At 43.3% G+C, this 26,829-nt stretch carries 32 protein-coding genes and 1 pseudogene; 18 read left to right on the top strand and 15 right to left on the bottom strand.

The window, feature by feature from the left end:
- The first annotated feature begins 20 nt into the window (after window positions 1-20).
- From essA to NSQ12_RS16935, 4 genes are all read left to right on the top strand, one after another.
- Entirely contained in the window at window positions 21-476 is a 456-nt protein-coding gene (gene essA, locus NSQ12_RS16950; RefSeq protein WP_072175169.1) for a type VII secretion protein EssA, read from the top strand.
- Window positions 477-538: 62 nt separating this feature from the next.
- The gene (locus tag NSQ12_RS16945) at window positions 539-1,270 is read left to right on the top strand and encodes a (S)-benzoin forming benzil reductase (RefSeq protein ID WP_101172176.1); all 732 of its coding nucleotides are present in this window, start codon (window positions 539-541) and stop codon (window positions 1,268-1,270) included.
- A 196-nt stretch (window positions 1,271-1,466) separates the two neighbouring features.
- Window positions 1,467-1,997 carry an HD domain-containing protein gene (locus NSQ12_RS16940; RefSeq protein WP_003244444.1) on the top strand — a complete coding sequence of 177 codons (531 nt, stop codon included), beginning with the start codon at window positions 1,467-1,469 and terminating at the stop codon, window positions 1,995-1,997.
- Window positions 1,998-2,173: 176 nt separating this feature from the next.
- Window positions 2,174-2,410 carry a YuzF family protein gene (locus tag NSQ12_RS16935; RefSeq protein WP_003220677.1) on the top strand — a complete coding sequence of 79 codons (237 nt, stop codon included), beginning with the start codon at window positions 2,174-2,176 and terminating at the stop codon, window positions 2,408-2,410.
- Window positions 2,411-2,450: 40 nt separating this feature from the next.
- On the opposite strand, the gene NSQ12_RS16930 is transcribed toward NSQ12_RS16935, so the two are convergent.
- On the bottom strand, window positions 2,451-2,840 hold the full coding sequence (locus tag NSQ12_RS16930) for a DUF2283 domain-containing protein (protein WP_339175213.1): 390 nt from the start codon (window positions 2,838-2,840) through the stop codon (window positions 2,451-2,453).
- 114 nt (window positions 2,841-2,954) lie between these two features.
- Between NSQ12_RS16930 and NSQ12_RS16925 the strand changes: the two genes are divergently transcribed.
- The 7 genes from NSQ12_RS16925 to pdeH all read left to right on the top strand — a co-directional run bounded on the left by NSQ12_RS16925 (window position 2,955) and on the right by pdeH (window position 8,638).
- Window positions 2,955-4,064, top strand: coding sequence for an AI-2E family transporter (locus NSQ12_RS16925; RefSeq protein ID WP_015483636.1), 1,110 nt, complete (start codon window positions 2,955-2,957; stop codon window positions 4,062-4,064).
- A gap of 59 nt (window positions 4,065-4,123) precedes the next feature.
- On the top strand, window positions 4,124-4,345 hold the full coding sequence (locus NSQ12_RS16920) for a spore germination protein (RefSeq protein ID WP_339175211.1): 222 nt from the start codon (window positions 4,124-4,126) through the stop codon (window positions 4,343-4,345).
- Between the two features lie 72 nt (window positions 4,346-4,417).
- Window positions 4,418-4,666: a YueH family protein gene (locus NSQ12_RS16915; protein WP_021480501.1), complete on the top strand. Its 249-nt coding sequence runs from the start codon at window positions 4,418-4,420 to the stop codon at window positions 4,664-4,666.
- Between the two features lie 71 nt (window positions 4,667-4,737).
- Complete coding sequence (locus NSQ12_RS16910) at window positions 4,738-5,136, top strand: YueI family protein (protein ID WP_015251331.1); 399 nt, start codon at window positions 4,738-4,740, stop codon at window positions 5,134-5,136.
- A 96-nt stretch (window positions 5,137-5,232) separates the two neighbouring features.
- Window positions 5,233-5,784: an isochorismatase family cysteine hydrolase gene (locus NSQ12_RS16905; protein WP_339175209.1), complete on the top strand. Its 552-nt coding sequence runs from the start codon at window positions 5,233-5,235 to the stop codon at window positions 5,782-5,784.
- Between the two features lie 15 nt (window positions 5,785-5,799).
- Complete coding sequence (locus NSQ12_RS16900) at window positions 5,800-7,272, top strand: nicotinate phosphoribosyltransferase (RefSeq protein ID WP_003228788.1); 1,473 nt, start codon at window positions 5,800-5,802, stop codon at window positions 7,270-7,272.
- A gap of 136 nt (window positions 7,273-7,408) precedes the next feature.
- Window positions 7,409-8,638 (top strand): cyclic di-GMP phosphodiesterase, encoded by a 1,230-nt coding sequence (pdeH, locus tag NSQ12_RS16895; RefSeq protein ID WP_128738183.1) that lies wholly within the window; start codon window positions 7,409-7,411, stop codon window positions 8,636-8,638.
- Here the strand turns inward: pdeH and NSQ12_RS16890 are convergent.
- Window positions 8,614-8,982 (bottom strand): hypothetical protein, encoded by a 369-nt coding sequence (locus NSQ12_RS16890; RefSeq protein ID WP_326146021.1) that lies wholly within the window; start codon window positions 8,980-8,982, stop codon window positions 8,614-8,616. The two genes, pdeH and NSQ12_RS16890, sit on opposite strands and share 25 nt — an antisense overlap.
- Window positions 8,983-9,096: 114 nt before the next feature.
- Window positions 9,097-9,222 carry a hypothetical protein gene (locus NSQ12_RS16885; RefSeq protein WP_121549029.1) on the bottom strand — a complete coding sequence of 42 codons (126 nt, stop codon included), beginning with the start codon at window positions 9,220-9,222 and terminating at the stop codon, window positions 9,097-9,099.
- A 221-nt stretch (window positions 9,223-9,443) separates the two neighbouring features.
- Here NSQ12_RS16885 and degQ point away from each other — a divergent pair, with 221 nt between their 5' ends.
- From degQ to NSQ12_RS16855, 6 genes are all read left to right on the top strand, one after another.
- Window positions 9,444-9,584 carry a degradation enzyme regulation protein DegQ gene (gene degQ / locus NSQ12_RS16880; protein ID WP_003220708.1) on the top strand — a complete coding sequence of 47 codons (141 nt, stop codon included), beginning with the start codon at window positions 9,444-9,446 and terminating at the stop codon, window positions 9,582-9,584.
- Between the two features lie 184 nt (window positions 9,585-9,768).
- Complete coding sequence (locus NSQ12_RS16875; protein ID WP_339175206.1) at window positions 9,769-10,629, top strand: polyprenyl synthetase family protein; 861 nt, start codon at window positions 9,769-9,771, stop codon at window positions 10,627-10,629.
- A gap of 12 nt (window positions 10,630-10,641) precedes the next feature.
- Window positions 10,642-10,806 carry a competence pheromone ComX gene (gene comX, locus NSQ12_RS16870; protein WP_015384519.1) on the top strand — a complete coding sequence of 55 codons (165 nt, stop codon included), beginning with the start codon at window positions 10,642-10,644 and terminating at the stop codon, window positions 10,804-10,806.
- Window positions 10,807-10,817: 11 nt separating this feature from the next.
- Entirely contained in the window at window positions 10,818-13,118 is a 2,301-nt protein-coding gene (locus tag NSQ12_RS16865) for a histidine kinase (protein ID WP_088300729.1), read from the top strand.
- An 80-nt stretch (window positions 13,119-13,198) separates the two neighbouring features.
- The gene (gene comA, locus NSQ12_RS16860; RefSeq protein WP_003220716.1) at window positions 13,199-13,843 is read left to right on the top strand and encodes a two-component system response regulator ComA; all 645 of its coding nucleotides are present in this window, start codon (window positions 13,199-13,201) and stop codon (window positions 13,841-13,843) included.
- Between the two features lie 18 nt (window positions 13,844-13,861).
- Complete coding sequence (locus tag NSQ12_RS16855; protein WP_017695528.1) at window positions 13,862-14,242, top strand: hotdog fold thioesterase; 381 nt, start codon at window positions 13,862-13,864, stop codon at window positions 14,240-14,242.
- A gap of 40 nt (window positions 14,243-14,282) precedes the next feature.
- Here NSQ12_RS16855 and mnhG read toward each other — a convergent pair whose 3' ends face one another.
- From mnhG to NSQ12_RS16820, 7 genes are read right to left on the bottom strand one after another with little or no spacing between them, the layout of a single operon-like run.
- Window positions 14,283-14,657 carry a monovalent cation/H(+) antiporter subunit G gene (gene mnhG, locus NSQ12_RS16850; RefSeq protein ID WP_003244302.1) on the bottom strand — a complete coding sequence of 125 codons (375 nt, stop codon included), beginning with the start codon at window positions 14,655-14,657 and terminating at the stop codon, window positions 14,283-14,285.
- Complete coding sequence (locus NSQ12_RS16845; RefSeq protein WP_003228814.1) at window positions 14,641-14,925, bottom strand: Na(+)/H(+) antiporter subunit F1; 285 nt, start codon at window positions 14,923-14,925, stop codon at window positions 14,641-14,643. The genes mnhG and NSQ12_RS16845 overlap by 17 nt, the downstream gene beginning before the upstream one ends.
- The gene (locus NSQ12_RS16840) at window positions 14,925-15,401 is read right to left on the bottom strand and encodes a Na+/H+ antiporter subunit E (protein ID WP_029318490.1); all 477 of its coding nucleotides are present in this window, start codon (window positions 15,399-15,401) and stop codon (window positions 14,925-14,927) included. Before NSQ12_RS16840 ends, NSQ12_RS16845 begins: the two co-directional genes overlap by 1 nt.
- A gap of 5 nt (window positions 15,402-15,406) precedes the next feature.
- A complete protein-coding gene (locus tag NSQ12_RS16835; protein ID WP_003244432.1) occupies window positions 15,407-16,888 on the bottom strand; it encodes a Na+/H+ antiporter subunit D in 1,482 nt (493 codons plus the stop codon).
- Entirely contained in the window at window positions 16,881-17,222 is a 342-nt protein-coding gene (locus tag NSQ12_RS16830; protein WP_003220730.1) for a Na(+)/H(+) antiporter subunit C, read from the bottom strand. The genes NSQ12_RS16835 and NSQ12_RS16830 overlap by 8 nt, the downstream gene beginning before the upstream one ends.
- Window positions 17,222-17,653 (bottom strand): Na(+)/H(+) antiporter subunit B, encoded by a 432-nt coding sequence (locus NSQ12_RS16825; protein WP_003228819.1) that lies wholly within the window; start codon window positions 17,651-17,653, stop codon window positions 17,222-17,224. The genes NSQ12_RS16830 and NSQ12_RS16825 overlap by 1 nt, the downstream gene beginning before the upstream one ends.
- A complete protein-coding gene (locus tag NSQ12_RS16820) occupies window positions 17,646-20,051 on the bottom strand; it encodes a Na+/H+ antiporter subunit A (RefSeq protein ID WP_339175202.1) in 2,406 nt (801 codons plus the stop codon). The genes NSQ12_RS16825 and NSQ12_RS16820 overlap by 8 nt, the downstream gene beginning before the upstream one ends.
- A 229-nt stretch (window positions 20,052-20,280) precedes the next feature.
- Between NSQ12_RS16820 and NSQ12_RS16815 the strand changes: the two genes are divergently transcribed.
- Window positions 20,281-20,496, top strand: coding sequence for a hypothetical protein (locus tag NSQ12_RS16815; protein WP_015251336.1), 216 nt, complete (start codon window positions 20,281-20,283; stop codon window positions 20,494-20,496).
- A gap of 35 nt (window positions 20,497-20,531) precedes the next feature.
- Here NSQ12_RS16815 and maeN read toward each other — a convergent pair whose 3' ends face one another.
- The 5 genes and pseudogenes from maeN to nupN all read right to left on the bottom strand — a co-directional run bounded on the left by maeN (window position 20,532) and on the right by nupN (window position 26,717).
- Window positions 20,532-21,878 (bottom strand): sodium/malate symporter MaeN, encoded by a 1,347-nt coding sequence (maeN, locus tag NSQ12_RS16810; protein ID WP_003244241.1) that lies wholly within the window; start codon window positions 21,876-21,878, stop codon window positions 20,532-20,534.
- Between the two features lie 153 nt (window positions 21,879-22,031).
- On the bottom strand, window positions 22,032-22,991 hold the full coding sequence (nupQ, locus tag NSQ12_RS16805; RefSeq protein WP_128993335.1) for a guanosine ABC transporter permease NupQ: 960 nt from the start codon (window positions 22,989-22,991) through the stop codon (window positions 22,032-22,034).
- On the bottom strand, window positions 22,992-24,038 hold the full coding sequence (gene nupP / locus NSQ12_RS16800) for a guanosine ABC transporter permease NupP (RefSeq protein WP_029318495.1): 1,047 nt from the start codon (window positions 24,036-24,038) through the stop codon (window positions 22,992-22,994).
- Window positions 24,031-25,562, bottom strand: a pseudogene (gene nupO / locus NSQ12_RS16795) (guanosine ABC transporter ATP-binding protein NupO). The gene nupP and the pseudogene nupO overlap by 8 nt, the downstream one beginning before the upstream one ends.
- Window positions 25,563-25,637: 75 nt before the next feature.
- Entirely contained in the window at window positions 25,638-26,717 is a 1,080-nt protein-coding gene (gene nupN, locus NSQ12_RS16790; protein ID WP_106073430.1) for a guanosine ABC transporter substrate-binding protein NupN, read from the bottom strand.
- Window positions 26,718-26,829: the final 112 nt, after the last annotated feature.

Genomic DNA, 26,829 nt, shown 5'->3' with positions numbered 1-26,829 from the left:
AAAAGGGGATCATGATTTGTATGCTCTCCTTTTCCCTTTTCATACCCTCTGCAGCGGCTGCCCAAACTGAAGAAAATACAGATGTCGCGCCAAACCAGTATGAGAAAAAAGACATCGAAATCGATACGAATTATTTGCATGAAGATACCTACTATGAAGAAAAAACAGAACTGCCTGAGGAACAGAAGGATATTACTTTTGATAAACCGAAGGACAAGGACGCCGAGCTGATAAAAGATTTGTTTACATCAACAAATGCCGAGGATTCCAACACGATTGCGGCCCAGTCGAAACAGCTTGGAATTACATTTGCAGAAAAACCAATAACAAAGACATCATCAACGGAAACAGAAGATGAAGAAGAAACATCATCATTGCTGCTGCCGATGATCTATGTCGTACTGATCCTGCTCGGAATTGCAGGCATCGTGTTCCTCATCCCAAAAGTCACAGCGCAGGAAAACAAGAAGGCGTAGGCCGCGTGCTTGTGTTGTGTAAAAGCGGTGCCGTACAATAATAACGGAAAAGGAGGTTTCCAATGGAACTTTATATCATCACCGGAGCGTCAAAAGGGCTGGGTCAAGCCATTGCATTACAGGCTTTAGAAAAGGGGCATGAAGTCCATGCCTTATCCAGAACGAAAACAGATGTCTCTCACAAAAAACTAACGCAGCATCAAATAGACCTCATCAATCTCGAAGAAGCTGAACAGCAATTTGAAACATTGCTCTCATCCATCGATCCAGATCGTTATTCTGGTATTACCCTGGTCAATAACGCCGGAATGGTAACGCCGATCAAACGTGCCGGCGAAGCTTCTCTTGACGAGCTTCAGCGCCATTATCAGCTGAACCTGACTGCGCCCGTGCTTTTGAGTCAGCTGTTTACAAAACGGTTTGCTTCATACAGCGGCAAAAAGACGGTTGTCAACATTACTTCAGGAGCCGCCAAAAATCCATATAAGGGATGGAGCGCGTATTGCAGTTCAAAAGCCGGGCTCGACATGTTTACGAGGACATTCGGATTTGAACAGGAGGATGAAGAGCTGCCGGTGAACATGATTTCGTTCTCACCTGGAGTGATGGACACTGAGATGCAGGCCGTAATCCGTTCTTCATCGAAAAAGGATTTCCACCACATTGAACGATTCCGGAAATTAAATGAAACAGGAAGCCTTCGCAGTCCGGACTTTATTGCCGGCACGCTGCTTTCTTTACTAGAAAAAGGGACGGAAAACGGCCGCATTTATGATATTAAAGAGTTTTTGTAGAGCAGATATTTTCTGCTCTTTTTTTATACAAAAGGCTACAGCCAGCGCATTTTATTGAACAGCCGCATATACTGACTGAAACGCTGCTTTTAGGGTATAACAATGATGATAAGAAGATCAAAATGATGTGACATAAGAATTGAGTTTCTCTGCAAATTATGTTAGGATTCTAAAAATATCTAAAGGAGGGGTTTCCATGAGAAAGGTTACATTAATGGATGTTTTCACCCATCCAATTGCACAAAAATATCTTCAGCGTTCCGGCGTGGCACATGCGATTGCCTGCGCTTATCATGCATACAGGCTGTCTGTGAAGGCTGACATTAATCCTGATTTAGCAGCAAAAGCGGCACTGCTTCATGACATCGGCCATTATGAATGGTATACAGACGGAAAGTGGGATTATGAGAAATACAAAAGAAATGACATTCATGCCATTAAAGGGGCGGAACGGGCGCATAAGCTTCTGATTCGGCTTGGCGAGGAACCGAAAGCGGCAAAAGAGATTGCACTAGCCATTTTGCTTCATACAGATTCCTATTTGCCTGAAGGCGAATTAGATAAAAACACGCTGCAGCAGATTGTCAAAAAAGCGGACGAACTGGATGAAGAGCCGGGCGGCCACCATCATTACCGCCAAATTGATCCTTCAACCGCACGAAAAAAAATAGAAAAGCTGGACCAATTAATCGACCAAGCCCAGGCATCCGTGATAAAGCCTGTATAAGTACGGAACAGCGCCAGCTTTCTTCGCTGTCTCCGCTTCATCGATACTTCCTTTACACCCGCTTCCAAACGTATTCTCCTAAAATCTCCGCACTCCTTTGTTTTATCAGGTAAGCCTGTGTCATTATCCATAAGCGCGGCATAAGCTGAGATAAAACACACAAAGGGGATAAAAGTATGGTCAACCAAGGTAGTCCGCAACTGGTCTCTTTAGTCGATCCTTATGTCTATCAGACCATTAAAAAGCTCATCGGCTCAAGGTTCGTTATACAGACAGTACGAGATACGGTCAGAGGCAGACTGATCGATGTAAAACCTGACCATATCACAATTGAAGGAGCCCGAAATTCTGTTTGTTTGATCAGAATCCAGCACATGATTTCCGTCACCCCAGATTACAGTGAGCGGGTCTAACAGTGCTTGCGCATGAAAAATAGGCGTACACCGGGACGTCCTATTTTTCAGTTAAGCGCTGTAAAAACGCACTATGATACATTGTTCCATCAAGGTCAAAGCCGGCAAATTCCTGATCGTCACCATCTGAAAAACAGAAAGTGACACCGTACACCGTATAGCAGGAACGGACTGAAGCATGCTGGCAGACCCGAAAATGATAACCGTCTGAAACTTTTACATATAGCCGGTATTTCCCGGCAAATGGGGCACAGAGGTGTGCTGCCTCACCAAAACATTCGAATCCGGCAATTTTGCCGTCTTGGTCGATATACAGCAGGATACAATCATTGACTTTAAGCTCCTCAGACCGTATATTCCTGTTCCTTTTCGGAGGAAGAACATAGATATAAGCCAGTTCTGAATCTGTATCGTATGTCACGGCCTTCATCACCAACACTCCTTTCATTATATTAAGAGTTCTGATATGGGTTCATTTTTGTTACAATGATGGGGTATAAGTTCTTTTATCTGACAGACAAAGAAAAACTAGGAGGAACAAAGCTTGTTGAAATCAAAAGTCCATTTTTGGACATTGCAGATTTTATTTGTTTTGCTGATTATTTATGTAGCAACAAAAGTTTCATTTGTATTTCAGCCGTTTATTGTTTTTATCTCGACATTGTTTTTCCCGATGCTGATTGCGGGAATTTTGTATTTCATATTTAATCCGGTCGTCCGCCTGCTTGAGAAAAAAATTCCGCGGACATTATCCATCCTATTGATCTATTTACTGTTTATCGGTTTGCTTGCCTTTATTTCAGCGTCAGTCGGACCTATCATCACCTCACAGGTGACAGGGCTGTTTAACAACCTTCCTGATTATATAAAACAGATTCAGGCGCTGACAAAGGATTTGTCCCATTCTCAATGGTTTACCTGGATGATGAACCAGGATTATGTATCGATATCAAAAATTGAACAGTCATTGACAAGTTTTCTCCAAAACCTGCCGCAAAATATCACGTCCAGTTTATCTGCGGTGTTTGGTGTCGTGACAAACATCACGCTTGTTATTATTACTGTTCCATTTATCCTTTTTTACATGCTGAAAGACGGACACCGCTTTCCACATTTGGCAGTAAAAATTCTACCGGCTTCTTATCGGACAGAAGGCTTAAAGATTTTTAAAGATTTATCCGATACGCTTGCGGCATATTTCCAGGGGCAGCTGTTAATCTGTCTTTTTGTCGGAACAGCGTGTTTTATCGGCTATTTAATTGCCGGACTGCCGTATGCCCTGATTCTTGGGATTGTCATGGCGATTACCAATATCATTCCCTATGTCGGGCCTTTTCTCGGTGCCGCGCCGGCTGTCATTGTCGGTTTTATGGACTCGCCGGCCAAAGCGCTGTTTGCGATTATTGTGGTCGTCATCGTTCAGCAGCTGGACGGAAACCTGCTGTCTCCTCTTGTGATCGGAAAGCGGCTGAATACCCATCCGCTTACGATTATTTTGCTATTAATCGGAGCGGGAAGCTTCGGCGGAATTCTCGGCATGATTTTAGCGGTGCCGGTTTATGCGGTAGTGAAGGCGTTCTTCCTGAATATTGTCCGCTTGATCAAGCTGCGCCAGCGGTCACGACTCGAGGAAAACGCAAAGCCAGCTGAATAGGCGGGCACCATTATCGGCTCTTTGCATATGATGCTGTAAATCAATGCGGAGGTGGGGAAATGCCTGCAATTGTGGGGCCGATTTATATCATGTCAGTTACGGGTAATGCCGCGGCAAGCTTTGGAGACGTATTTGCGATTTCGCCCAAAAGCGTCGCTCATTCAGGGGCGGGGTCAGGCACATTTCAGCTTGGTGATTTTGTGAAGATTAACAACCAAACGAGTAAAACTCTTTTCAAAGATGCCGATATCACTGATGGAACAGTTTCGTTTAACGGGTAACAGCCTTTTCACAAGAGGCTGTTGCTTTTTTATTGTATAATATGGGTAGTCTTTGAATAGAGAGGTCATGTTATGAAAATCAGAAAAGCAAATATCAATACGCAAACCGGAATGATCACGGACGTGTATCTGCATGAAAACAGAAAAGAACTGCGCACGCTTGTAGCGGTACCGCAGCTGGAGTGGAGCACGATCATTTCCTATGAAGAAGATAAAGCAACTCTGCCTGAACGGCTGGAAGCGTCGTTGCGCCGGCATACAGAGGAAATCCCTGCTGGTGAGCTGGCCAAAAAAATCATTCATTGGGTAACAGAAATGTAAACGGCGCTTGAAAGTTTAGCTCCTGCCTGATCAGGTGATAATGAAGACAAACAAGACGGGAGGACAGGCTTTTGAGTGAAGATAAAATGGATCTCTATTTGCAGCAAGGAATGTATGGGCCTTTGGAGACAAAGCCTGACGAGCGCCACTTGTTTTTAGGTTCTCTAAGAGAAAGAGTCGTTTTGGCACTGACGAAAGGACAGGTGCTTAGAAGCAAACCGTATAAAGAGGCGGAGCACGAGCTGAAAAACAGCCATAACGTCACCCTTTTGATTAATGGAGAGCTTCAGTATCAGTCTTACTCTCCTTATATCCAAATGGCGAACCGGTACGGAGTGCCCTTCAAGATTGTATCTGATCTTCAGTTTCATACGCCTTTAGGCATCGTCATTGCGGCTGACATCGCTGTGAATCGTGAATTGATATATATTCAGGACGACATTTATAATCGGTCAGTGCTGAAATCTTAAGAGACAAACGGACCGTTTGTCTTTTTGTTCATGGCAATTCACTTACAACTGGAGATAAGATATAATGTTCTCATACTGATGGCGGGGAGGCCGGCTATGAAAAAAGCACTTATTTGTATTGATTATACGAATGATTTTTTGGCGAGTGACGGAAAATTGACCTGCGGGGAGCCCGGCAGAATGATTGAAGAGGCGATCGTCAATTTAACTGAAGAATTCATCACAAACGGTGATTACGTCGTATTAGCAGTAGATTCTCATGATGAAGGGGATCAATTTCACCCTGAAACCCGTCTTTTTCCTCCGCATAATATAAAAGGCACGGAAGGAAAAGATCTGTACGGAAAGCTTTTGCCTCTATATCAGAAACATGAACATGAGCCTAATGTTTACTACATGGAAAAAACGAGATATTCTGCTTTTGCGGGAACTGATTTAGAGCTCAAACTCAGAGAGCGGCAGATTGGCGAACTGCACCTTGCCGGTGTCTGCACAGATATTTGTGTGTTGCATACAGCTGTTGACGCATATAACAAAGGTTTTCGGATTGTTGTGCATAAACAAGCTGTTGCCAGCTTTAATCAGGAGGGGCACGCATGGGCTCTTTCCCATTTTGCAAACAGCATCGGAGCGCAAGTGGCAGAGTAAGGAAGGGGAAAAACAGTGTTAGAGTACGGATTTAAAGATGACAGCCTGTCATTACATACAGACCTTTATCAGATCAATATGGCGGAAACGTACTGGAGAGACGGCATTCATGAAAAGAAAGCGATTTTTGAGCTGTTTTTCAGAAGGCTTCCGTTTGAAAATGGCTATGCCGTATTTGCGGGCTTGGAAAAAGCCATTGAATACTTGGAAAATTTCAAGTTTACGGATAGCGATTTGAGTTATTTACAGGATGAACTCGGGTATCATGAAGATTTTATTGAATATTTGCGCGGCTTATCTTTTACAGGTTCACTTTACTCCATGAAAGAAGGAGAGCTCGTTTTTAACAATGAGCCGATTATGAGGGTGGAGGCACCCCTGGTAGAAGCGCAGCTGATTGAAACAGCTTTGCTCAACATTGTGAACTATCAAACATTAATCGCAACAAAGGCTGCCCGGATTAAAGGCGTCATTGGTGATGAAGTTGCGCTTGAATTCGGAACAAGACGGGCGCACGAAATGGATGCGGCCATGTGGGGAGCGAGAGCAGCCTTAATCGGCGGCTTTAGCGCGACAAGCAATGTAAGAGCCGGAAAGCGCTTTAATATCCCGGTTTCCGGCACACATGCGCATGCGCTTGTGCAGGCTTACCGCGATGAATATACAGCTTTCAAAAAATACGCGGAAACACATAAGGATTGCGTCTTCTTAGTTGACACGTATGACACGCTTCGTTCAGGCATGCCGAACGCGATTAGGGTTGCCAAGGAATTCGGCGACCGCATTAATTTCATTGGCATCCGTCTGGACAGCGGCGATTTGGCGTACCTGTCAAAAAAAGCCCGGAAAATGCTTGATGAAGCAGGATTTACAGATGCGAAGGTGATTGCTTCAAGCGATTTGGATGAGCACACCATTATGAATTTAAAGGCTCAGGGAGCGCGCATTGATGTCTGGGGTGTCGGTACGAAGCTGATCACTGCCTATGACCAGCCGGCTCTCGGCGCAGTTTATAAACTCGTTGCCATTGAAGAAGACGGGAAAATGGTCGACACGATCAAAATTTCGTCCAATCCTGAAAAAGTGACGACACCGGGCAGAAAGAAAGTCTACCGCATTATTAATCAGTCCAACCATCATTCTGAAGGCGACTATATTGCGCTTTATGATGAGCAGGTGAATGATCAGAAGCGGCTCAGAATGTTCCACCCGGTTCATACATTCATCAGCAAATTTGTCACGAATTTTTATGCGAAGGATCTTCATGAGCTGATTTTTGAGAAGGGTATTCTTTGCTACCAAAACCCTGAGATTTCAGACATACAGCAGTATGTGCAGGATAACCTCAGCCTGCTTTGGGAGGAATATAAGAGAATCAGCAAGCCGGAGGAATACCCGGTTGATTTAAGCGAGGACTGCTGGAGCAATAAAATGCAGCGGATCCACGAAGTGAAAAGCAGAATTGAAGAAGAGCTTGAGGAAGAATAAAGAAAAACTGGCCTTTCATTCGCGAAGGGCCAGTTTTCTTTATGTATATATTATTTTTCATGTTTAGACAATTTTCGTCAAATTATTTGATATACTTAGGGGTGAAAGCCGCGCGTATTGTAAGGGGGATAAATCAATGAGGGTGTTTGTTGCAAGACAGCCTATTTTTAATAGAAAAGAACAGGTTGTTGCTTATGAACTGCTGTATAGAGAAAGCGAAGAGAACGTGTATAGCGCTAAAGACGGCGATCAGGCAACAACAGATTTGGTGATCAACAGCTTTTTAAACATCGGAATTGAGAAGCTGACGGAAGGGAAACGCTGTTTTGTTAATTTTACGGAAAGCCTGATGTTTTCGAATCTTCCCACCTCCTTCAATCCGAAACAGCTTGTCATTGAAATCCTTGAAGATATACCGATCACGCCGGCCCTCATTTCTAGATGCAAAGAATTGAAAAAAATGGGGTATATGCTGGCGCTTGATGATTTTTATGCAATAAATCCGCAAGATGAGGACTTACTGGAAAAACTCATGAGCTATATTGATATATTGAAAATTGATTTTCTCAAAACAACACGAATGGAACGCAGAACAATTTTGCAAACCTACGGCTGCCGCGGCCTGATTTTTTTAGCGGAAAAAGTAGAGACCCGAAAAGAATATAAACAGGCGGTCCAAGACGGATTTCAATTATTCCAAGGCTACTTTTTCAGCGAGCCGCGCATCATCAGCGGGCATGACCTATCGACTCATTTCTATTCTTACTATGAACTGCTTAACGAACTGAGCAAAGAGCAGCCTAACATAAAGCGTGTGACAGAGTACATAGAGCGGGATTTATCACTGTCCTATCAAATTTTAAAATTTTTAAACTCATCCCACAGCCGTTTGAGCCAGAAAATTGAAAGCATTCAACAAGCCATTATGCTGCTGGGTTTTAATGAAATCAAACGGTGGATCTATATTCTTTCCTTTAAGGATTTAAGCAGGAAAGGGCATTCCAGCAAGCACGAAATCATTAAGATTTCTTTGATAAGAGCAAAGCTTTGCGAACTGCTGGCGAGAAAGACATCCCGGCCGCAGCCTGCTTCTTATATGCTGATCGGAATGTTTTCTCTCATAGACACCCTCCTGCATAGAGAAATAGAGGAAATTGTTCAAGAATTGCCTTTAAAAGATGAAGTCGGGCAAGCATTATTAGGCGATCAAAACGACTACTACCAAATGCTTGAGCTTGTGAAATTAATTGAAAGCAACAACTGGGACACTTGCTCAGAATTAGGCAATCAACTCGACAAAGAAGAAGCGTATGAATGTTATCTTGAGGCTCTGGAATGGTGTCATAATCTTATGGACGCAAAATGATTGCGGTCCTCTGACCACCGCAAAGCAAGAATCATTCGGCTTTGCGTTCCGATAAGGCTGATATAGATGCCGTCGGGATTAAAGACCGTATCCACTTCATGCCGGACGCCCATTTGTTTGATCAGGCGCTTGATGGTTTGTTTATCGGACTGCTCGGCTGCCGTCAGAATGCGGCGCGAAAGCTCCCGCGAGCCCGCAATGCGGCCGAGAACGAGCTGGGCATCCGCAAATATCCCTGCGGCCTGCTTCGCTGAACGGATAAAGGTATCAATATTGTTGGCAGGAGCGGGCAGACGGCGTACCTCATACGGATACACGTAAAACCAGGGATAACGATATCTCATGGGAGCACCTCACAAAAAAAGGATGTTTCTATATGTATAGATCCCTAATTGCCGAATATGACAAAGCGAAAAGGCCACAACTTTAGCGTTGCGGTCTTTTTCGGTGTTTGTCGGTCAGGAAACGCCAAGAATCGCATATTCAATTTTGAAAATACGGTATGAAGGACTATAGTCTTGCTTAATGAAAATGCGAAACCCGTTAAAATCAAGGAGATTAAGAATCTTTCTCAATTTCAGCACATATAAACGCTCTTTCGCATAGAAAGATAGTCCCGTTCTTGTTGTGATTCCTTTGAGTATAAGGACCTATTGAGATTTGCGGTGTCACGCAGGACTTTTTTGCATACTTTTCGGTGAAAAATGAGCCGAAAGCAGATACACTATTAGTAACAGATCAAATACCTAGGACTCGTTCACCATACACAATTCATTGATCTTTCAAAAAAAGGAGTGTGGAAACGATGGAAAAGAAACTTGAAGAAGTAAAACAATTGTTATTCCGACTCGAACTTGATATTAAAGAAACGACAGATTCATTACGAAACATTAACAAAAGCATTGATCAACTCGATAAATACAATTATGCAATGAAAATTTCGTGAAAAAGACTTGGAAACAAGTCTTTTTTTTCGTTCTACCGATACAATAAATGGATAAAGTATTATATGATTGTTAAAAAACGAAAAACCTGCTGTCCTTTAAATGTCCCATTTAGTAAAATGGAATGGGAGGGGGGAAGTCGTTATTGAGCAGATATGTTTAGATTCTGTCCGGATCAAGGAGAAAATGAAGGAGATTGTAAGCCAAAAAATAATGAATCAGGACTTGGAACGATATCTTCAGAATTTTATTGAGTCTAAGGATACGTTTGAGTTTGCCGATTTGGCTCTTCATCATTATTTAGCTTTTAACGGTCAGGACCAAAAAGCAATCGAATGGCTAGCTGCCGGAATTGAATTGCTTATACTCTCATTCGATATTTATGATGACTTAGAGGATCAAGATAATGGAAGTGCTGTCTGGATGAAGATTGACTCGTCAATCGCTTTAAATGCAGTTACAGCTCTTTACACCCTAAGTATACAAGTGATGTGTCAAGCTAGTCATGAACCAGAATTTTCACAAGAGATATTGAATTTTGCGTTACAATCAATTCAAGGCCAGCATGATGATATTGTGAATGCGCCGCAAACTGAAGAAGCCTGTCTTGAAATGATCAAAAATAAATCAGGAGCGCTAACGGCATTGCCCTGTGTAATGGGAGTAATGCTGGCAACAGGCAAATACCATCCCATTGTAGCTTCTTATTCTTATGAACTTGGGATTATTGCACAAATCGAAAATGATTACCGAGGTTTATATTATCTAAATAACGATTTTATTCAGAAGAAAAACACATTGGCATACTTATACTTAAATAAACGTTTTAATGCAGCTTCTGCAGAAATCTTGAGTTGGTATGAAAATACTGAGTTGTTCTTATCATTGAATTCCAAACAAATAAAAGAAAAATTAACTGAGGCAGGCGTAGTGCAATATTTACTTGTAATGAAACACTTGTCATTACAAAAACTAAAGAAAGAAATTGCTAGCTTAGAATTGCAAGAGAATAAAATAAAAAAATTAATAACAGGAATCATAAAATAAAGGAGGATTTATATGCAGGAAATAGTCGGATACTTAGTAAAAAATCCAGAAGTTTTAGATGAGGTCATGGAAGGCAGAGCCTCTTTATTAAATATAGATAAGGATCAATTGAAAAGTATAGTTGATGCCTTTAGAGGGCTGCAAATTTATACTAATGGTAATTGGGTTCCTTCGTGAGGCTTTAATAAATGAAGGCATGGTACAACAAAGTTTCAATTTTTTTGATTTTAGTTAGTTTAGTCTATGTAACTTATTTAACGTATATAAGTTCGAGTAAACTTTTAGTTGGTGCAGCAGTAGCTGAAAATCAAGACAATGAAGTTGTAATAACAAATATTGAGGAATTTTCTACGGCTTATTACTCAGGCATACAAAAAGGGGACGTCATCAAAAGTATCAATAATCATAAAGTTAAGCGTCCTCTTGAAGTTCAAAAATATAATTCAAACCATGTGAGTTCTATAGTCGTCGAGAGAGATGGAGAAAAGGTTAAAATTAAGCCTGATTTAATGAATGATGGGAATTTTACTACTTTTGTGATCCCATTAATATTTTATATAGCCTGTCTATTTTGCTGTTTCTTCATTCTAAAAATAAATGAATCGAAAAAACTACTCTCTGCTTTGATTTTAATCATTTTCTTGTTATCTGCTTCTTTAGCATACTTAAGTGCGGGTGGATCTGCAAAGGGAGATTGGTTAAGCAGATGTATAATGGTATTCACTTTAACTTCTGTAATGTTTAATTATCTTCTTTTCTTGTATCAGTATTTTAAAGAACTAGGCACTGTGTTATTCAACAAAAAAGTTTTTATATTATATGCAATTCCAGTACTAAATCTAGTTTTTGAATTGTTGCGAACTCAACTTTTCTTTAGACATTATGTGCCTAAAATAAATTTACTTTCGTTCTTTATTTCATTTATAATCGTGAGCGTATATTTTGGATCTATTTTAATTAAAAGTAAGGATACTGAACAAGCACATATTATAAAAGTTCTTACCATAATTAATATCTTATCTTTTTCGCCGTTTTTGTTTTTATATATAATACCTTATGTATTCTTAAGCACTGATGGGATTTCTTCTTTTGTAGCTGCTTCATTTATGTTCCTAATACCATTTTCTTTGGTTTATCAATTTATGACAAATAAAATTTATAATGTGGATTTTATTTTAAGTAGGTTAAAATATTATGGAATATTAGCATTAACGCCCACAATTATTTTAGTTACGGTATTCGAGTTAATAGGAAATCCAGCTGGAGATTTCTATTATTTCAGACTGGCGATTCTTATGTATATTATTATGGTGGCGGTCTTTTATTATAAAGAAGTACTTGATTTCAGATTTAGATTAAAAAGGGTTTCGGAAAAATTCAATTATCAAGACAGTATATATAAATTTACGCAGTTGATTAGAGATTCAACTTCTTTGACCCAAGTATTTGAGGAACTGAAAACCACGATACTTGAGGTTTCGCTTGTAAGCCGAGCCCATATTTATGAGGTTTCAGTTGATGGAAGTATTAAACTCTATGAAGAACTTAATCAAAATTCATTTGAAAAAGTCTATGAAAAAGAATTTAGAAAAGTAACATCCGAAATAGGGAAAATCGTTGAATTTAATAAAGGCTTTGTCATGAAAATAGGTGAACGCGGTGGTAAATCATTTGTGATCCTTTGTTTATCTAAAATGAATACGCCTCGTCTCACACTCGAAGAACTTTCTTGGCTGAAAACTTTGGCTTTTTATACAAACGTATCGATCGAAAACGTCATGAAAATCGAAGAACTGATGAGTCATTTAGAAGAAATAAAACAACAAGAATCCAACCCCGTATGGCTCAAAAAACTCATGTACACGATCGAGGAAAAACAACGCTCGGATCTCGCCCGCGATCTCCACGATTCGGTTCTTCAGGATTTGATTTCCTTAAAACGCCAGTGTGAGCTGTTTTTGGGTGATTTCAAGAAGGATGATAATCCGTGCCGTGAAGAGGTGCAGGACAAGCTTGTACAGATGAATGAGCAGATGTCTGATGTGATTTCGATGACGAGGGAGACGTGTCATGAGCTGCGGCCGCAGCTTCTGTATGATCTCGGATTGGTGAAGGCGCTGTCGAAGCTGGTGGCGCAGCAGCAGGAGCGGGTTCCGTTTCACATTCGTTTAAATACCGGGAGATTTACGGCTTCCCTTGATCTGGATTCGCAGCTGAATTTGTACCGGATCATTCAAGAGTTTCTGTCTAATGCGGTCAAGCACTCTCAGGCGACGGATGTGCTGATTATGCTCATCAGTATTCAAAACAAAATCGTTCTTCATTATGAGGATGATGGCGTAGGGTTTGATCAGGAAAAGAATACTGAGCATTCCATGAGCATGGGGCTTTCTGGCATTAAGGAGAGAGTCAGGGCTTTAGATGGGCGCCTTCGGATTGAAACAAGTGAAGGAAAGGGCTTTAAGGCTGATATTGAAATCGAATTGTAATGGATTTATAACGGAAACGACTTGGCACAGGCCAAGTCTTTTTTATAAAATGGAAAAGAGTGAGTAAAAGGGAGGAAAACATGAAAAAGATACTAGTGATTGATGACCATCCGGCTGTCATGGAAGGCACCAAGACAATTTTGGAAACGGATTCGAATTTGTCTGTTGATTGTCTCAGTCCTGAACCGAGCGAACAGTTTATCAAGCAGCATGATTTCTCGTCATATGATCTCATTTTAATGGATCTGAATTTAGGCGGCGAGGTCAATGGGATGGAGCTTTCTAAACAGATTTTACAAGAGAATCCTCATTGTAAAATTATCGTGTATACCGGTTATGAGGTCGAGGATTATTTCGAGGAAGCGATTCGTGCGGGTCTGCACGGTGCCATCAGCAAAACGGAATCTAAAGAAAAGATCACCCAATACATATACCACGTACTCAACGGAGAAATTTTAGTCGATTTTGCTTACTTTAAACAGCTGATGACTCAGCAAAAAACAAAGCCGGCTCCTTCCTCTCAAAAAGAACAAGATGTGCTCACACCTAGAGAATGCCTGATTCTTCAAGAAGTTGAAAAGGGATTTACAAACCAAGAAATCGCAGATGCCCTTCATTTAAGCAAGCGGTCCATTGAATACAGCTTGACATCGATTTTCAATAAGCTGAATGTCGGTTCACGGACGGAAGCGGTTTTGATTGCGAAATCAGACGGTGTACTTTAAATGTTGGGGGTGTAGATGATGGATACGAAACACACATTGCTTGAAGCGCTTGGTATAGAGATTGTTGAAAACACAGCGGAACGATGCGTTGCGGTCATGCCGGTGGATCATCGGACGGTTCAGCCGTTCGGATATTTGCATGGGGGCGCTTCAGTGGCCCTGGCGGAAACAGCGGCGAGCGCAGGTGCACAGAACCTGATTGATCATTCAACACAGGCTTGTGTCGGTTTGGAGATTAACGCCAACCATTTAAAATCTGTAAAGGAAGGAACGGTAAAGGCGATAGCCGAGCCCGTTCATATCGGCAGAACGACGATTGTCTATCACATTCACATATATGACGAGCAAGAGAGGCTGATCTGTATATCCAGATGCACGCTGGCTGTCATCAAGAAATAAAAAAACAGCCGGAACTCTGCTTGTCCGGCTGCTATTATTTTTATAGATAAGAATCCTCTTTTCGTTTAATCACAAAGTTTCTGATTCCGTTATAGTCATCCTGTACGCTTCTCTCATCAAGCTTGACGCCGGAGTTATACGCAGCACGGCAGATCAAGTGCCCGCCGATAGGCGACGTAATAAAGATAAAGAGAATTCCAAGCAGGATTTTAGCGGAGAGCTCCCCCGTCACAAACCACAAATAGAAGAAGACACCGAGCAGAATCATATTGACACCTAATGTTGAGCCTTTAGAAGCAGCATGAGCGCGTGTAAACACATCGGGAAGGCGAAGTACGCCAAATGAAGCAATGAGGCATATAAGAGCACCCAGCAAAATGAATACAGCCACAACGACCTTAGCGGTTTCGATCATTTTCGATAATCTCTCCTTTCTCCAGGAACTTGGAAAATGCGATCGTTCCGATAAACGATAAAATCCCCAGCAGCAAAATAATATCTAAAAACGCACTTGTTTTCAGCAAGATGGAGACAAGCGCCGTGATTGCGATCAGATTGATGCCGATTGCATCCAGAGCCACGACCCGGTCAGGCACAGTCGGCCCTTTAATGACACGAATGACATACAAAAAGGTAGACACTGCCATAATGCCGAGCGCGATTTGCAGGATCAGCGTAAACATCACCGGCTCACCTCCTGTATGGCTTTTTCAAATGACTCCCGAATGTCAAAAATCGCTTTTTCCGCATCCTCGATATCCATTGCATGAATATAAAGTATTGTTTTGTCATCTGAAATATCCATCACCAAGGTTCCCGGCGTTAATGTAATGAGCAGAGAAAGCAGGGTGATTTCCCAGTCCTTCGTCAGTTCAGTTTTAAAAGCAAAAATACCCGGTCTGATATTCAGTTTTGGAGATAAGACTGATTTCATCACACTGACATTGGCAAGGTACAGTTCCTTTATAAAAATGAAACAGAGCTTGATGATAGAAATCAATTTCCATAGATAAAACTGGCGAGTGAAAAAGCGCCGGAAGAAAAAGAGAGAGAGCATTCCCAGAATATAGCCTGTAATGAATCCTGCGGCGCTTGGACTGTTGCTCAAGAACATCCAGCAAAAAGCGAGAAACACATTTAATAAAATTTGAAATGCCATGCGATCTACTCCTTCAGAACAGCTTCGATATATTTTTCCGGATTCAGCAGCGTCTCGGCCGCTTGATCAACGTAAGGCGACACCCATTCTGTACCCAATCCGAAGAGAAGGGACAGCAAGAGAAAAATAGCTGCCGGATAAAGAAGTCCTTTAGCTGTTCGATGATTTGGTTTTGGCGTTTCTTTTTCTTCGCCCCAAAACGCATGTATAAAGATCCTCAGCACAGAGTACAGTACGAGCAGACTTGAAAGCAGAATCAGCATGGATATCGTAAATTCACCTTCTGCGAAGCCGCCCTCCGCAATTTTAAATTTGCCGACAAATCCGCTCAGTGGCGGAATGCCTGCAAGAGAAATAGCGGAAATGAAAAACATCCATCCAAGAACAGGATAGCGTTTGATCAGCCCGCCCATTTTATGCAGGCTCGCGGTTCCAGTCAATGCGATCAGCGTACCCGCCAGCATAAACAAAGCGCCCTTAATCAGCATATCGTGAATTAGATAGTAGATCGCGCCCTGAATGGATGCGGGGGTGTGTACTGCCACACCGAACAAAATCACGCCGACAGCGGTAATAATGTTATAGATCACAATTTTCATGACATTCGAATAAGCGAGTGAACCGATCACACCGAAAATCACAGTCAGCGCCGCCAGCCAAATCATCAGCTGATGGGTAAAGGCAGTATCGTGAATAAAAATCAATGTGAAAACCCTCGTAATCGCATATAACCCGACTTTTGTCAGCAAAGCGCCGAACAACGCGGAGATTGCCGCCGGTGGCGCGTAATAAGAGCCTGGAAGCCAAAAGTAGAGGGGGAAGATTCCGCCCTTCATGCCAAATACCAAAAGCAGCAGGACACCAATCACAGTGATCAGCCCGGTTTGTCCTGATTCGCTGATTTTCACGCTAAGATCCGCCATGTTTAACGTACCGGTTACAGCGTATAAAAAGCCGACCCCTATGACAAACAGGGCAGACGATACAATATTAAACACAATATATTTAAGGGATTCCCGCAGCTGAATTTTTGTGCCGCCTAATACAATCAGCATATAGGAAGCAATAAGCAGAAGCTCAAAAAATACGTACATATTAAATAAATCGCCTGTTAAAAACGCTCCGCTGACGCCGGCAAGCAAGAACTGAACGCCGGAGTAGTAAAAGGAGCGCTCCCGTTTTTCACCGACAGAACGGAAGGAATAAAGCCCAACCAATAAACCGATGATCGCTGTTGTGAGAACGAGAAGGCTGGCGAATTGGTCTGCGGCAAGCACAATGCCGTACGGCGCTTTCCATCCGCCTAGGCTGAGTGTCTGGATGCCTTTTGTGAAGACAGTCTGTACAAGTATGCCGCTAATCACAATCCCGATGGCCGATGCCGCCGTGCTGAAGATTCTCATGAGCATAAGATTCTTCGTCATGAAAATCAGAAGAATAGCCGACAAAAGCGGGATCAGGATTGGCAAAATAACAAAATTATTCATGTTGATCATTTCCCCTCATTTGATCCATATCGTCCGATTTCAATTCCTGATAAGCGCGAAAGGCCATGACGAGGATGAATGACGTAACGCCAAAAGAAATGACAATTGCGGTCAAAATCAGGGCTTGCGGAAGCGGATCGACAAATGATTTGGCATGCTCGCTCAAAATCGGAGCGGCGCCTTTCTTTAATCCTCCCATAGTCAAAAGCATTAAATGAACGCCATGGCTTAACAGTGCTGTTCCGATAATGACGCGAAGCAGGCTTTTAGACAGCAGCAAATACGTAGCAGCCATAAAAATAATACCGGCTAATACAGCCATTAAGATTTCCATTATTCTTCCTCTCCAATCGTTTGAATAATGGTCATCGTTATGCCTACGACAACAAGATAAACGCCTAAATCAAATATCGTCGCTGTGGCGAGCTCCGTTTTCCCAAGGATCGGCAGCTGAAAGTATCCGAATGTGTGGGTTAAAAAAGGAGCCCCGAAGACAAAGGAGCCAACGCCTGTTAATACAGCGAGCAGAAGGCCGGCTCCCGCGACATAAATGAAATTGACAGGCAAAAGGGAACGCACGGTTTTTAAATCATATGCCAAGAGCAAGAGAACGATGGAAGAGGACGTGATCAGTCCGCCGACAAAGCCTCCTCCGGGCGCGTTATGCCCTGATAAAAATAAATAGAAAGAGAAAAGCAAAATGATAAAGGATACAAGCTTTGTCGCGGTTTGAAGAATCAAGTCATTTGTTTTTTGTTCATTCACCGCTTTTCCCCTCCTCTTTTACTTTTGTTTTAATCATGCTGTAAATGCCGAGAGCGGCTATCGTTAATACCGTAATTTCAAACATTGTATCAAATCCCCTGAAATCAACGAGAATGACATTGACGACATTATCCCCTCCGCCGAGATCGTGGCTGTGTTTGACAAAGAAGGACGCAATGCTGTCTTTTGTCCGCTGGCTTGAGGATGCGATGCCGAGCAGAGTAACGATAACACCGACGCCTAAAGAAATGATAAAATTCGTCATCCGGAACGTTCTCGTTTTTGTTTTCAGCCTCAGTTTCGGCAAATGGTAGAAGCAAAGCAGAAACAGTGCCACAGAAATCGTTTCAATGACGAGCTGAGTCAATGCCAAGTCCGGCGCTCTGAAAATGACAAAAAACAATGCAAGCGTATAACCGACAACACCGAGTGCAATGATCGCCGTCAGTCTTGACCTAGCAAAAACAGTCGCCACTGTGGCGCTGATCATGACAAGCGTCAAAATGATTTCGTATACACCGATTTTAGCCATGCCTTCCGTTTTAAATGAAAATCCGCCTTTAATGGCAAAAGCTCCGCCTATCAGAATGATGAAACCAGCGAAGATATACAGCAAATAATCTCTTAAAAACCCGGTCATATATTGTTTTGTGACCCGGTAAGAGCCTTTCTCCATCAGAGTCAAAAGCTTATCGTATAACCGGTTGAGTGTGAGTTTCGAAGGAAACAGTTTATAGATTCCCTTCCACTTATTCAGCGACAAATAACCAATTGTTCCGATCACAACAATACCCGCAGTCATGAGCAATTCCGTTGTAACCCCATGCCACTGTGAAATGTGAACGTGGAATTTCTCATGGCCGTCAAGCAGTGTCGGATAGATTGAGTTCATCGCAGGCTCTATCAGGCTGTACGACAATATATTCGGGAAAAAGAAGAGACTGACAGCCAAAGCGACAAGAATGACCGGTGGAACGAGCATACCGACAGGCGCTTCGTGAGCCTGTTTTTCAAGCTGTTCAGGCTGGTAATTTCCTCTGAATGTTTTAAACAGCAATTTCATGCTGTAGATAAACGTAAATACACTTCCGATCCAGGCGAAAAGAGGGAACAGAACGCCCCATGTCTGCACGTTGAACAGGTCAAAATGTGTCACGCGAAGCATGCTTGTGAAAAACATTTCTTTACTCAAAAATCCGTTAAACGGCGGTAGGCCGGCCATTGAAAATGTCCCGATTAAGGAAATGGTAAAAGTAATCGGCATAATCGCCATCAGGCCGCCTAGCTTCCGGATATCCCGTGTGCCTGTTTCGTGATCGATAATCCCGACTGCCATAAACAAGCTTCCTTTAAAGGTTGCGTGGTTGATCAAATGGAAAATGGCAGCCATAGCGGCAACTGTATAATATTCTGTATGTCCGTAATGAAGGGCCGCAGCACTGACTCCGAGCATGGAGATGATCATGCCGAGCTGGCTGACGGTTGAAAACGCCAAAATCGATTTTAAATCAGTTTGTTTCACGGCATGGAATGAACCCCAAACCATCGTAAAGAGGCCAACGAGGGACACGATCCAAAACCACTGAGCTGAAAAGGCGAAAATAGGGCTGAATCTCGCAATCACATAAATGCCGGCTTTTACCATAGTAGCTGAATGGAGATAAGCGCTGACAGGCGTCGGAGCTTCCATCGCGTCAGGGAGCCAGATGTAAAAAGGAAATTGCGCTGATTTCGTAAAAGCCCCTAATAAAATGAGAATCATAGCCGGGATAAACAATTCGTGGCCGGCAATTAATTGAACCTGGTGAACCATCTCTCGAATACTGAAGGAATCCGTTATCAAATAAAGGAGAATAAAGCCGCCGAGCATGCACAGCCCGCCGCTGACCGTAATCAAAAGTGATTTGGCTGCGCCATAGCGCGACTTTTCCCGCTTATACCAATAGCCGATCAGCAAAAAAGATGAAAGGCTTGTAAGCTCCCAGAACATGTAGAGAACCATGACATTGTCTACTAGAACGACGCCGAGCATGGCGCCCATGAACATCAATAAGTAGACATAAAAGGGCCCAAGCTGTTCTTTTTCTTTCGATAAATAAAAAATGCTGTAAAGAGTGACCAAAGAGCCAATGCCTGTGATCAGTAAAGCGAATAATAACCCGAGGCCGTCTATATAAACGGTAAAGTTAATGCCGAGTGACGGAATCCACTCTAATACCGATCGAAGTGTTTCTCCAGACTGTGTCATCCTGATCATTGGGAGAAAGTATATAAACAGCAAGACGGGCAGGATCAACACAAACCAGCCCGTATGCACTCTTTTTGCGTATTTTGCCAAGAAGGGAATGATAAAAGCAAATAAAAAAGGCGATAAAATAGCAAGATGTAAGAGCTGCAAAGATAAGACCTCCTTTTCTCGTTCTCAATTGAAAAATGCGCTATGTATGAAATATACGGTCAAACGACCTAGTCCAAATTATATCGCACTTTTATGCAAGCTGCCACGCTTCGAACTGCTGTAATGGGTTTTATGAGTTCTTTTGACCTCAAAATAAGTCTAACAAAAAAGAGGTTATTTGTATATTTAAAATCAATCCTGATCAAGCTGAAGGAAAGGAGCTGGTCATGTGAAAAGAAAAGTCGTGATGTGCTCAGGTTTATTCTGCTCAGTATTTGCAGGGGCATTCATGTTGAATCAATATGACGGGCGCAGCGGTGTGGCGGCTAGTGATGAGTGGGAGCTGTATTTACTGGAGCACCACCTGTCAGCCAGAATGAGTGAGATGGAATCAAAGGATCTGCCGTTTGGTCCCCGAGAGTATATTCGGATTGTGAATAAATAAAAAAAGAGTTCCGCATAAAACGGAACTCTTTCTGTTTATGAAGTGAAAAAACGAAGCAGCACTGTCGCGCAAATAACTGTGCCTGCACCGCCGAGACGGGTTGAAATTTGGGCAAACGGCATAAGGCCCATTCTTCCTGATGCCGATAAAATGGCAACATCACCCGTTCCGCCGAGGCCGCTGTGGCAGCAGGTAACGATTGCGGATTCAACCGGATACATGTTCATCAGCTTGCCTACGAAATATCCAGAACCAATCATCGCGATAACAACTGAAATACAGATGATGACAAACGGTATAGAAATCACAGACGCTACGTCATCCAACGGAATAAAGAGGATGCCGAGACCGACCATCAGCGGCCATGTAAAGCTTGAAGAAATAAACTTATAAAGCTGGTAAGCGCCTTCTTCCATTTTTTTCGGAAGAATATTTGCATACTTGACAGCCGCAGCTGAAATAATCATTAAGATCGCGCCCGGGATGAAGATGAATTTCTCCAATAACCCGCCAAAAATAAAGAATGTACACGCGAGCAGAACTCCTGCTCCCATTAGTTTAAAATCAATTTTTGCTTCGGCTTCTTTTTGATTGAAAATCTCATTTGCTTTTTTAGATTTTACGAGACGTCCGTTCCCATTTAGATCTGGACGCTTGTCGCCAAGCTTTTTCATTAAGGCTGCACATATGATAGCAAAAACGTTTCCTATAATTGCGGCTGGAACCAACTGAGACACAAATACATCGGCGGATGAGCCCAGTATTTGTGAATAGGCGATTGAAAGCGGCAAAATCCCTTCACCTATTCCCCCGGCAATAATCGGGACAACAACAAAGAAAAAGGAATCATAGGCACTATAGCCAAAAATAAATCCGACAAGGATGCCGGCTGCAACGGCCGCGATCGTTCCTGCAACCAGTGGAACGAACATTCTGATAAACCCCTGTATTAAAACAATTCTGTTCATACCGAGGATACTTCCCACAACAAGGCACGCGATATAGAAATAAAGGAAGTTAGACGTTTTCATCAAGTTGGTTACAGCGTCTAAAGATGTTGAATTCAGTACATTGTAAAAGACTAAAAATGAAGGAACAAACAAAGATAAAATAGCAGGGCCGCCTATATCCTTCAATATCGGTATGCGTTGGCCTATGTCTCCGAGAAACACACCAAGAATCATAATGATGGCAAACCCGCCAAGCATATTTGCCGGCAGCTCATTGTAATAGGCTGCAAGAATAATAATAACAGCTAATACTGTGTATAATGGCAAAGGAATCACACCGATTTCCCAAGACCAAATTTTTTGAAACAGGTTTTTCTCCTGTGAGTCTTTTTGCTCAGGTGAAATTGTCCCCGTTTTTGGAATTGCTCCCATGTCATACACCCCCATGTATTGTTTGTTACAGTCTACAAGAAAGCGTTAACACTTCATATTTTTTTAAGTTAAAAAACTAATAAACAATTAAATTAAGAGGGTCTTTTGAATTAGAAAAAAACCCCTGAGAATCGTCTTCCCAGGGGAGAATGTTTATCTTTTTCCTTTAATATAAGGCACGCCATTGGCTTTTGGCGCATCTGCCCGCCCGATAAAGCCGGTTAAAGCGAGAATCGTTAAGACATAAGGAGCCATCAGCATATACACATTTGGTATGTCTTTAAAAAGAGGGAGCAGCGATCCAATGATGCTTAAGCTTTGGGCGAATCCGAAAAACAGGGCGGCCCCCAGTGCTCCGATCGGATGCCATTTTCCGAATACAAGCGCTGCCAGGGCGATAAAGCCTTGCCCGGAGATGGTAGAGTGCGTGAAATCAAGCGCAATTGTGGAGGCATATACGCCGCCGCCGAGACCGCCGAACAATCCGCTGATCATCACACCGATGTAGCGCATTTTATATACGTTGATTCCCATCGTATCGGCCGCCATCGGATGCTCGCCGACAGAACGGATACGAAGGCCGAACGGCGTTTTGAACAAGATAAACCAGGAAATAAAGGCAAGTGCTATTGCAAGAATAGACGTATAATAGACATCCGAAAAGAAGATCTTTCCCAAGACGGGAATATCGCCCAAACCGGGGATTTTCGTCTTATAAAAAGGCTCTGGAATTTTGTCTGTCTGCGCTTTGCCGTAGATCAGTTTGACGATAAATAAAGTTGCCCCAAGCGCCAGCATGTTAATGGCGACACCGCTGACTGTCTGGTCGGCGCGAAACGAAATCGCCGCTGCCGCGTGAATCAGTGAAAACAGGGCGCCTGCTGCCATGGCGGCAAGGAGCGAAAGCCAAGGTGCGGCGGCACCTAATTCCGGGCCTAAAAATAGATTAAATAGCACGCTGGTGAACGCCCCGATAATCATGAGGCCTTCTAAGCCGATATTTACAACGCCTGATCTCTCGGAAAACACGCCGCCGAGAGCAGTTAAAATAAGCGGGGCCGCATAGACGAGTGTGGCAGGGACAATGATAGATAAAATCTGCACAATGTCCACTTAGTTCGCCCCCTTTTTCTTCAATTTGCCCATGACGAAACGAATCGCATAGCTTGAAGCCACAAACAGAATAATAATAGCAATCACAATATCAACGACCTCTGATGGAACGCCTGATTCAATCGGCATATTTAATGCGCCGATTTTCAGCCCGCCAAGCAGGCATGCTGCCAGTACAACGCCGATGGCTGTGTTTCCCCCGAGAAGAGCGACAGCGATACCGTCAAAGCCTACGCCGGTAAATGCGCCTTTCACTGCGGCGTATTCGAATGTTCCTAGCCCCTCCATGGCTCCGGCAAGGCCTGCAAAAGCGCCGGAGATAAGCATGGAGGTCATGATATTCTTCCGCACGCTCATGCCGGCATACTGGGAAGCGTGCTGGTTAAACCCGACCGCCCGGAGCTCAAATCCTTTTGTAGTTTTGTTGATGATAAACCACATGATAACTGCTGCGAGAAGGGCAACGATGATTCCCAAATGCAGCCGTGAGTAATCGGTGATCTGTTCAAGAAAAGGAGAGCGGAGGGAGGCGGATTCGTGAATTTTCCCCGTCTTGTCCTGATGATCTGTCAAGACGTTTGAAATGATGTAATTGGTCATGTGCAGCGCGATATAATTCATCATAATGGTGACAATGACTTCATGAACGTAAAATCGCGCTTTCAAAATGCCGGGAATAAACCCCCATAATCCTCCTGCAGCTGCCGCTGTAATCAATGCGAGCGGCAAGTGAATATATGCCGGTCCGTCAAACGCCGTACCGACCCAAACCGCTGCTGTCCAGCCGACGAGCAGCTGTCCCTCGACACCGATATTAAAGAGTCCGGTTCGGAATGCAAAGGCGACAGCCAATCCGGATAAAATATAAGGCGTAATTTGCCGGATTGTTTCTCCGACATAATAGATTTCTCCGAATATCCCATTCCACAAAGCCGAATATCCGCTAGCCACACTGTAGCCGCTCACAAGCATAATCAACGCGCCGGCCGCAAGACCAAGTATGATTGCGATGAGCGGCACGAGTAAATGAGAGAGTCGTTTAACCATTTGCTTTCCCCGCTTCCTTTTGCGTGCTTCCTGCCATCAAGAGACCAAGCTCCTGTTCAGTGGTTTCCTGCGGATTAACGCTGGCGATAATGCGTCCTTCAAAAATAACGGCGATTCTGTCACTGAGATTCATAATTTCTTCAAGCTCAAACGAGAGGAGAAGAACGGCTTTCCCGGCATCACGCTGCTCAATGAGCTTTTTATGGACAAATTCAATCGCTCCGACATCAAGGCCGCGAGTCGGCTGGGCGGCAATTAATAAATCAGGATTTCGGTCTATTTCCCGCCCGATAATCGCTTTTTGCTGGTTTCCGCCTGACAATGCCCGAGCGTGTGTATATTCATCCGGCGTTCTGACGTCGTACTCGCTGATCAGGCTGCGTGCTTTTTTGTACATTTCGCCTTTATGTAAAACGCCCAATGCTGAATACGGCTTTTTGTAATAGCTTTGCAGCAGGATATTCTCTCCGATTGGAAAATCAAGGACGAGACCGTGTTTATGGCGATCCTGAGGAATATGCCCGATCCCGGATTCAGTGATTTTTCTTGGCGTCAGGTTTTGGATCTGTTTTCCGTTTAAGGTGATTGTTCCTGAATCTGTTTTGCGGAGTCCTGTCACCGCTTCGATCAGCTCTGATTGCCCGTTTCCGTCGACGCCTGCTATGCCGACTATTTCTCCCGCTTTGACAGAAAGAGACAAATCTCTGACTGTCTCTATTCCGCGGGTATCCTTTACAGTTATGCCGTCAATCGCAAGCACTTCCGCTCCCGGCTGAGCAGCTCTCTTTTCAGTTTTGAACGATACCTCGCGGCCGACCATTAGACTGGCGAGTTCGTCTTGGTTTGTATCACGGACATCAAGGGTTTTGATGCCTTTTCCTTTACGGATAACCGTAACGCGGTCACAAATCTCCATAATCTCTTTCAGCTTATGGGTGATTAAGATGATGGACTTCCCTTCTTTGACCAGGTTCTTCATAATTTGCATCAGTTCCTTAATTTCATGAGGCGTCAAAACAGCCGTCGGTTCATCAAAAATCAGAATGTCGGCACCGCGGTAGAGGGTTTTTAATATTTCTGCGCGCTGCTGCATACCGACTGATATGTCAGCTGCTTTTGCTTCAGGATGGATCTGCAGGCCGTATCGATCGGAAATGTCCTGCACCTCTTGGCCAGCACGCTTCCGGTCAATTCTGCCAAACTTCTTTGGCTCCTTCCCGAGAATAATATTTTCAGCAACTGTAAAGGTGTCAACAAGCATAAAGTGCTGGTGCACCATTCCAATTCCAAGGTCATTCGCTTGTTCGGGCTGTTGATGTGCACCTTCTCGCCGCGCACCCGAATTTCACCCCGCTCCGGCTGATACAGCCCGAAAAGGACATTCATCAACGTTGATTTCCCCGCTCCGTTTTCACCGAGCAACGCGTGTATTTCGCCTTTTTTGACTTGAAGATTGATATTGTCATTGGCGACGATACCTGGAAACGCCTTGCGGATATTGAGCATTTCAATGACATATTCCATTGATTGACCGCTCCTTTATTTCAAAATAAAAGAAAAACAAGGGATAAGGGCTCGACCTCCTTATCCCTGCGATTCTTATTCAGCTTTGAAGGTTTTCAGCTCTTTCTCAGTTGCCGGGATTTCCAATCCGTCGATGATTTTTTTCTTCCATTTAGCGACCGCTTTGATCACATCATCCGATAGATTTTGTTTAGATGGAGAAATGCCGACTCCGTCTTGATCAAGCCCGTAGGTAAGTGTTTCGCCGCCCGGGAACTTTCCGTCACTCGCTTTTTTCGTTACATCTTCAACGACTGTATCTACTTTTTTCACCATGGAAGTGAGGGTGACGTTATCATCTGTTCCTTCTACCTGGCCTTCTGCGTATTGGTCTTTATCGACACCGATGACCCAGACATCGCGTTTTGGATCTTCTTTTTTCAGGTTTTTCGCTTCAGTAAAGACGCCTGTGCCAGTGGCGCCCGCAGAGTGATAAATAACATCTACGCCTGATTTATACATGCTTTCGGCGGTTGCTTTACCGACATCGGTTTTATCGAAACCCCCTGCGTATTTCACTTCTACAACGGCTTTAGGGTTAACTGCTTGCACGCCGGCACGGAAGCCGACCTCGAATTTTTTGATTAACTCTGATTCCATGCCGCCTACAAAGCCGATTTTTCCTGATTTGCTTGATAGGGCTGCGGCCACTCCGACGAGAAATGAGCCTTCCTGCTCTTTAAACGTAATACTTGCGACGTTGTCTTTATCGACAACAGCATCTATAATCGCAAAGTTTGTATTTTTACGCTGGTCAGCAATTTCGCTGATTGAATCCTCCATTAAGTAGCCGACGCCGTAAATTAAGTCAAAATTCTCACGCGCCAATTTATTTAAGTTCGTTGTATAGTCTGCATCAGATTTGGATTGAAGATAGTCGTAACCGTTTTTGCCTTTTTTCAGCCCATTCTCTTTCCCAAAGGCTTGGATGCCTTCCCAGGCTGATTGGTTGAAGGATTTGTCATCCACTCCGCCTACGTCAGTAACCATCGCCACACTGAATTTGTTTTTGCCTTCGCCTGAGCCGCTGCTTTTTTCGCTGTTTCCGCATGCTCCTAATATGGTGCCTGCTGCGATCACAAGTGACATCGCCAATCCGATTTTTCGTTTATTCAAGATATAACCCCCCAGAAAAATTTGGTTCAAAGCTGATCCGGCCAGTCATGTGATGGGCTGTCCTGAACAATTTCTTAGAATCGATAAAATTTTCTGATAATAACAAATGGAA

The sequence above is a fragment of the Bacillus sp. PS95 genome, from assembly GCF_037963565.1.
Taxonomy (GTDB): domain Bacteria; phylum Bacillota; class Bacilli; order Bacillales; family Bacillaceae; genus Bacillus; species Bacillus subtilis.
This window is presented reverse-complemented; position numbering and strand designations above follow the sequence as displayed.

Bases quoted from the DNA above. Each gene is read 5' to 3' on its own strand.
- essA (WP_072175169.1), top strand. From the start codon at position 21: ATGCTCTCCTTTTCCCTTTTCATACCCTCTGCAGCGGCTGCCCAAACT.
- NSQ12_RS16945 (WP_101172176.1), top strand. From the start codon at position 539: ATGGAACTTTATATCATCACCGGAGCGTCAAAAGGGCTGGGTCAAGCC.
- NSQ12_RS16940 (WP_003244444.1), top strand. From the start codon at position 1,467: ATGAGAAAGGTTACATTAATGGATGTTTTCACCCATCCAATTGCACAA.
- NSQ12_RS16935 (WP_003220677.1), top strand. From the start codon at position 2,174: ATGGTCAACCAAGGTAGTCCGCAACTGGTCTCTTTAGTCGATCCTTAT.
- NSQ12_RS16930 (WP_339175213.1), bottom strand. From the start codon at position 2,840: ATGAAGGCCGTGACATACGATACAGATTCAGAACTGGCTTATATCTAT.
- NSQ12_RS16920 (WP_339175211.1), top strand. From the start codon at position 4,124: ATGCCTGCAATTGTGGGGCCGATTTATATCATGTCAGTTACGGGTAAT.
- NSQ12_RS16915 (WP_021480501.1), top strand. From the start codon at position 4,418: ATGAAAATCAGAAAAGCAAATATCAATACGCAAACCGGAATGATCACG.
- NSQ12_RS16905 (WP_339175209.1), top strand. From the start codon at position 5,233: ATGAAAAAAGCACTTATTTGTATTGATTATACGAATGATTTTTTGGCG.
- pdeH (WP_128738183.1), top strand. From the start codon at position 7,409: ATGAGGGTGTTTGTTGCAAGACAGCCTATTTTTAATAGAAAAGAACAG.
- NSQ12_RS16890 (WP_326146021.1), bottom strand. From the start codon at position 8,982: ATGAGATATCGTTATCCCTGGTTTTACGTGTATCCGTATGAGGTACGC.
- degQ (WP_003220708.1), top strand. From the start codon at position 9,444: ATGGAAAAGAAACTTGAAGAAGTAAAACAATTGTTATTCCGACTCGAA.
- NSQ12_RS16875 (WP_339175206.1), top strand. From the start codon at position 9,769: ATGAAGGAGATTGTAAGCCAAAAAATAATGAATCAGGACTTGGAACGA.
- comX (WP_015384519.1), top strand. From the start codon at position 10,642: ATGCAGGAAATAGTCGGATACTTAGTAAAAAATCCAGAAGTTTTAGAT.
- NSQ12_RS16865 (WP_088300729.1), top strand. From the start codon at position 10,818: ATGAAGGCATGGTACAACAAAGTTTCAATTTTTTTGATTTTAGTTAGT.
- comA (WP_003220716.1), top strand. From the start codon at position 13,199: ATGAAAAAGATACTAGTGATTGATGACCATCCGGCTGTCATGGAAGGC.
- NSQ12_RS16855 (WP_017695528.1), top strand. From the start codon at position 13,862: ATGGATACGAAACACACATTGCTTGAAGCGCTTGGTATAGAGATTGTT.
- mnhG (WP_003244302.1), bottom strand. From the start codon at position 14,657: ATGATCGAAACCGCTAAGGTCGTTGTGGCTGTATTCATTTTGCTGGGT.
- NSQ12_RS16845 (WP_003228814.1), bottom strand. From the start codon at position 14,925: ATGTTTACGCTGATCCTGCAAATCGCGCTCGGCATTATGGCAGTGTCT.
- NSQ12_RS16840 (WP_029318490.1), bottom strand. From the start codon at position 15,401: ATGGCATTTCAAATTTTATTAAATGTGTTTCTCGCTTTTTGCTGGATG.
- NSQ12_RS16835 (WP_003244432.1), bottom strand. From the start codon at position 16,888: ATGAATAATTTTGTTATTTTGCCAATCCTGATCCCGCTTTTGTCGGCT.
- NSQ12_RS16830 (WP_003220730.1), bottom strand. From the start codon at position 17,222: ATGGAAATCTTAATGGCTGTATTAGCCGGTATTATTTTTATGGCTGCT.
- maeN (WP_003244241.1), bottom strand. From the start codon at position 21,878: ATGGGAGCAATTCCAAAAACGGGGACAATTTCACCTGAGCAAAAAGAC.
- nupP (WP_029318495.1), bottom strand. From the start codon at position 24,038: ATGGTTAAACGACTCTCTCATTTACTCGTGCCGCTCATCGCAATCATA.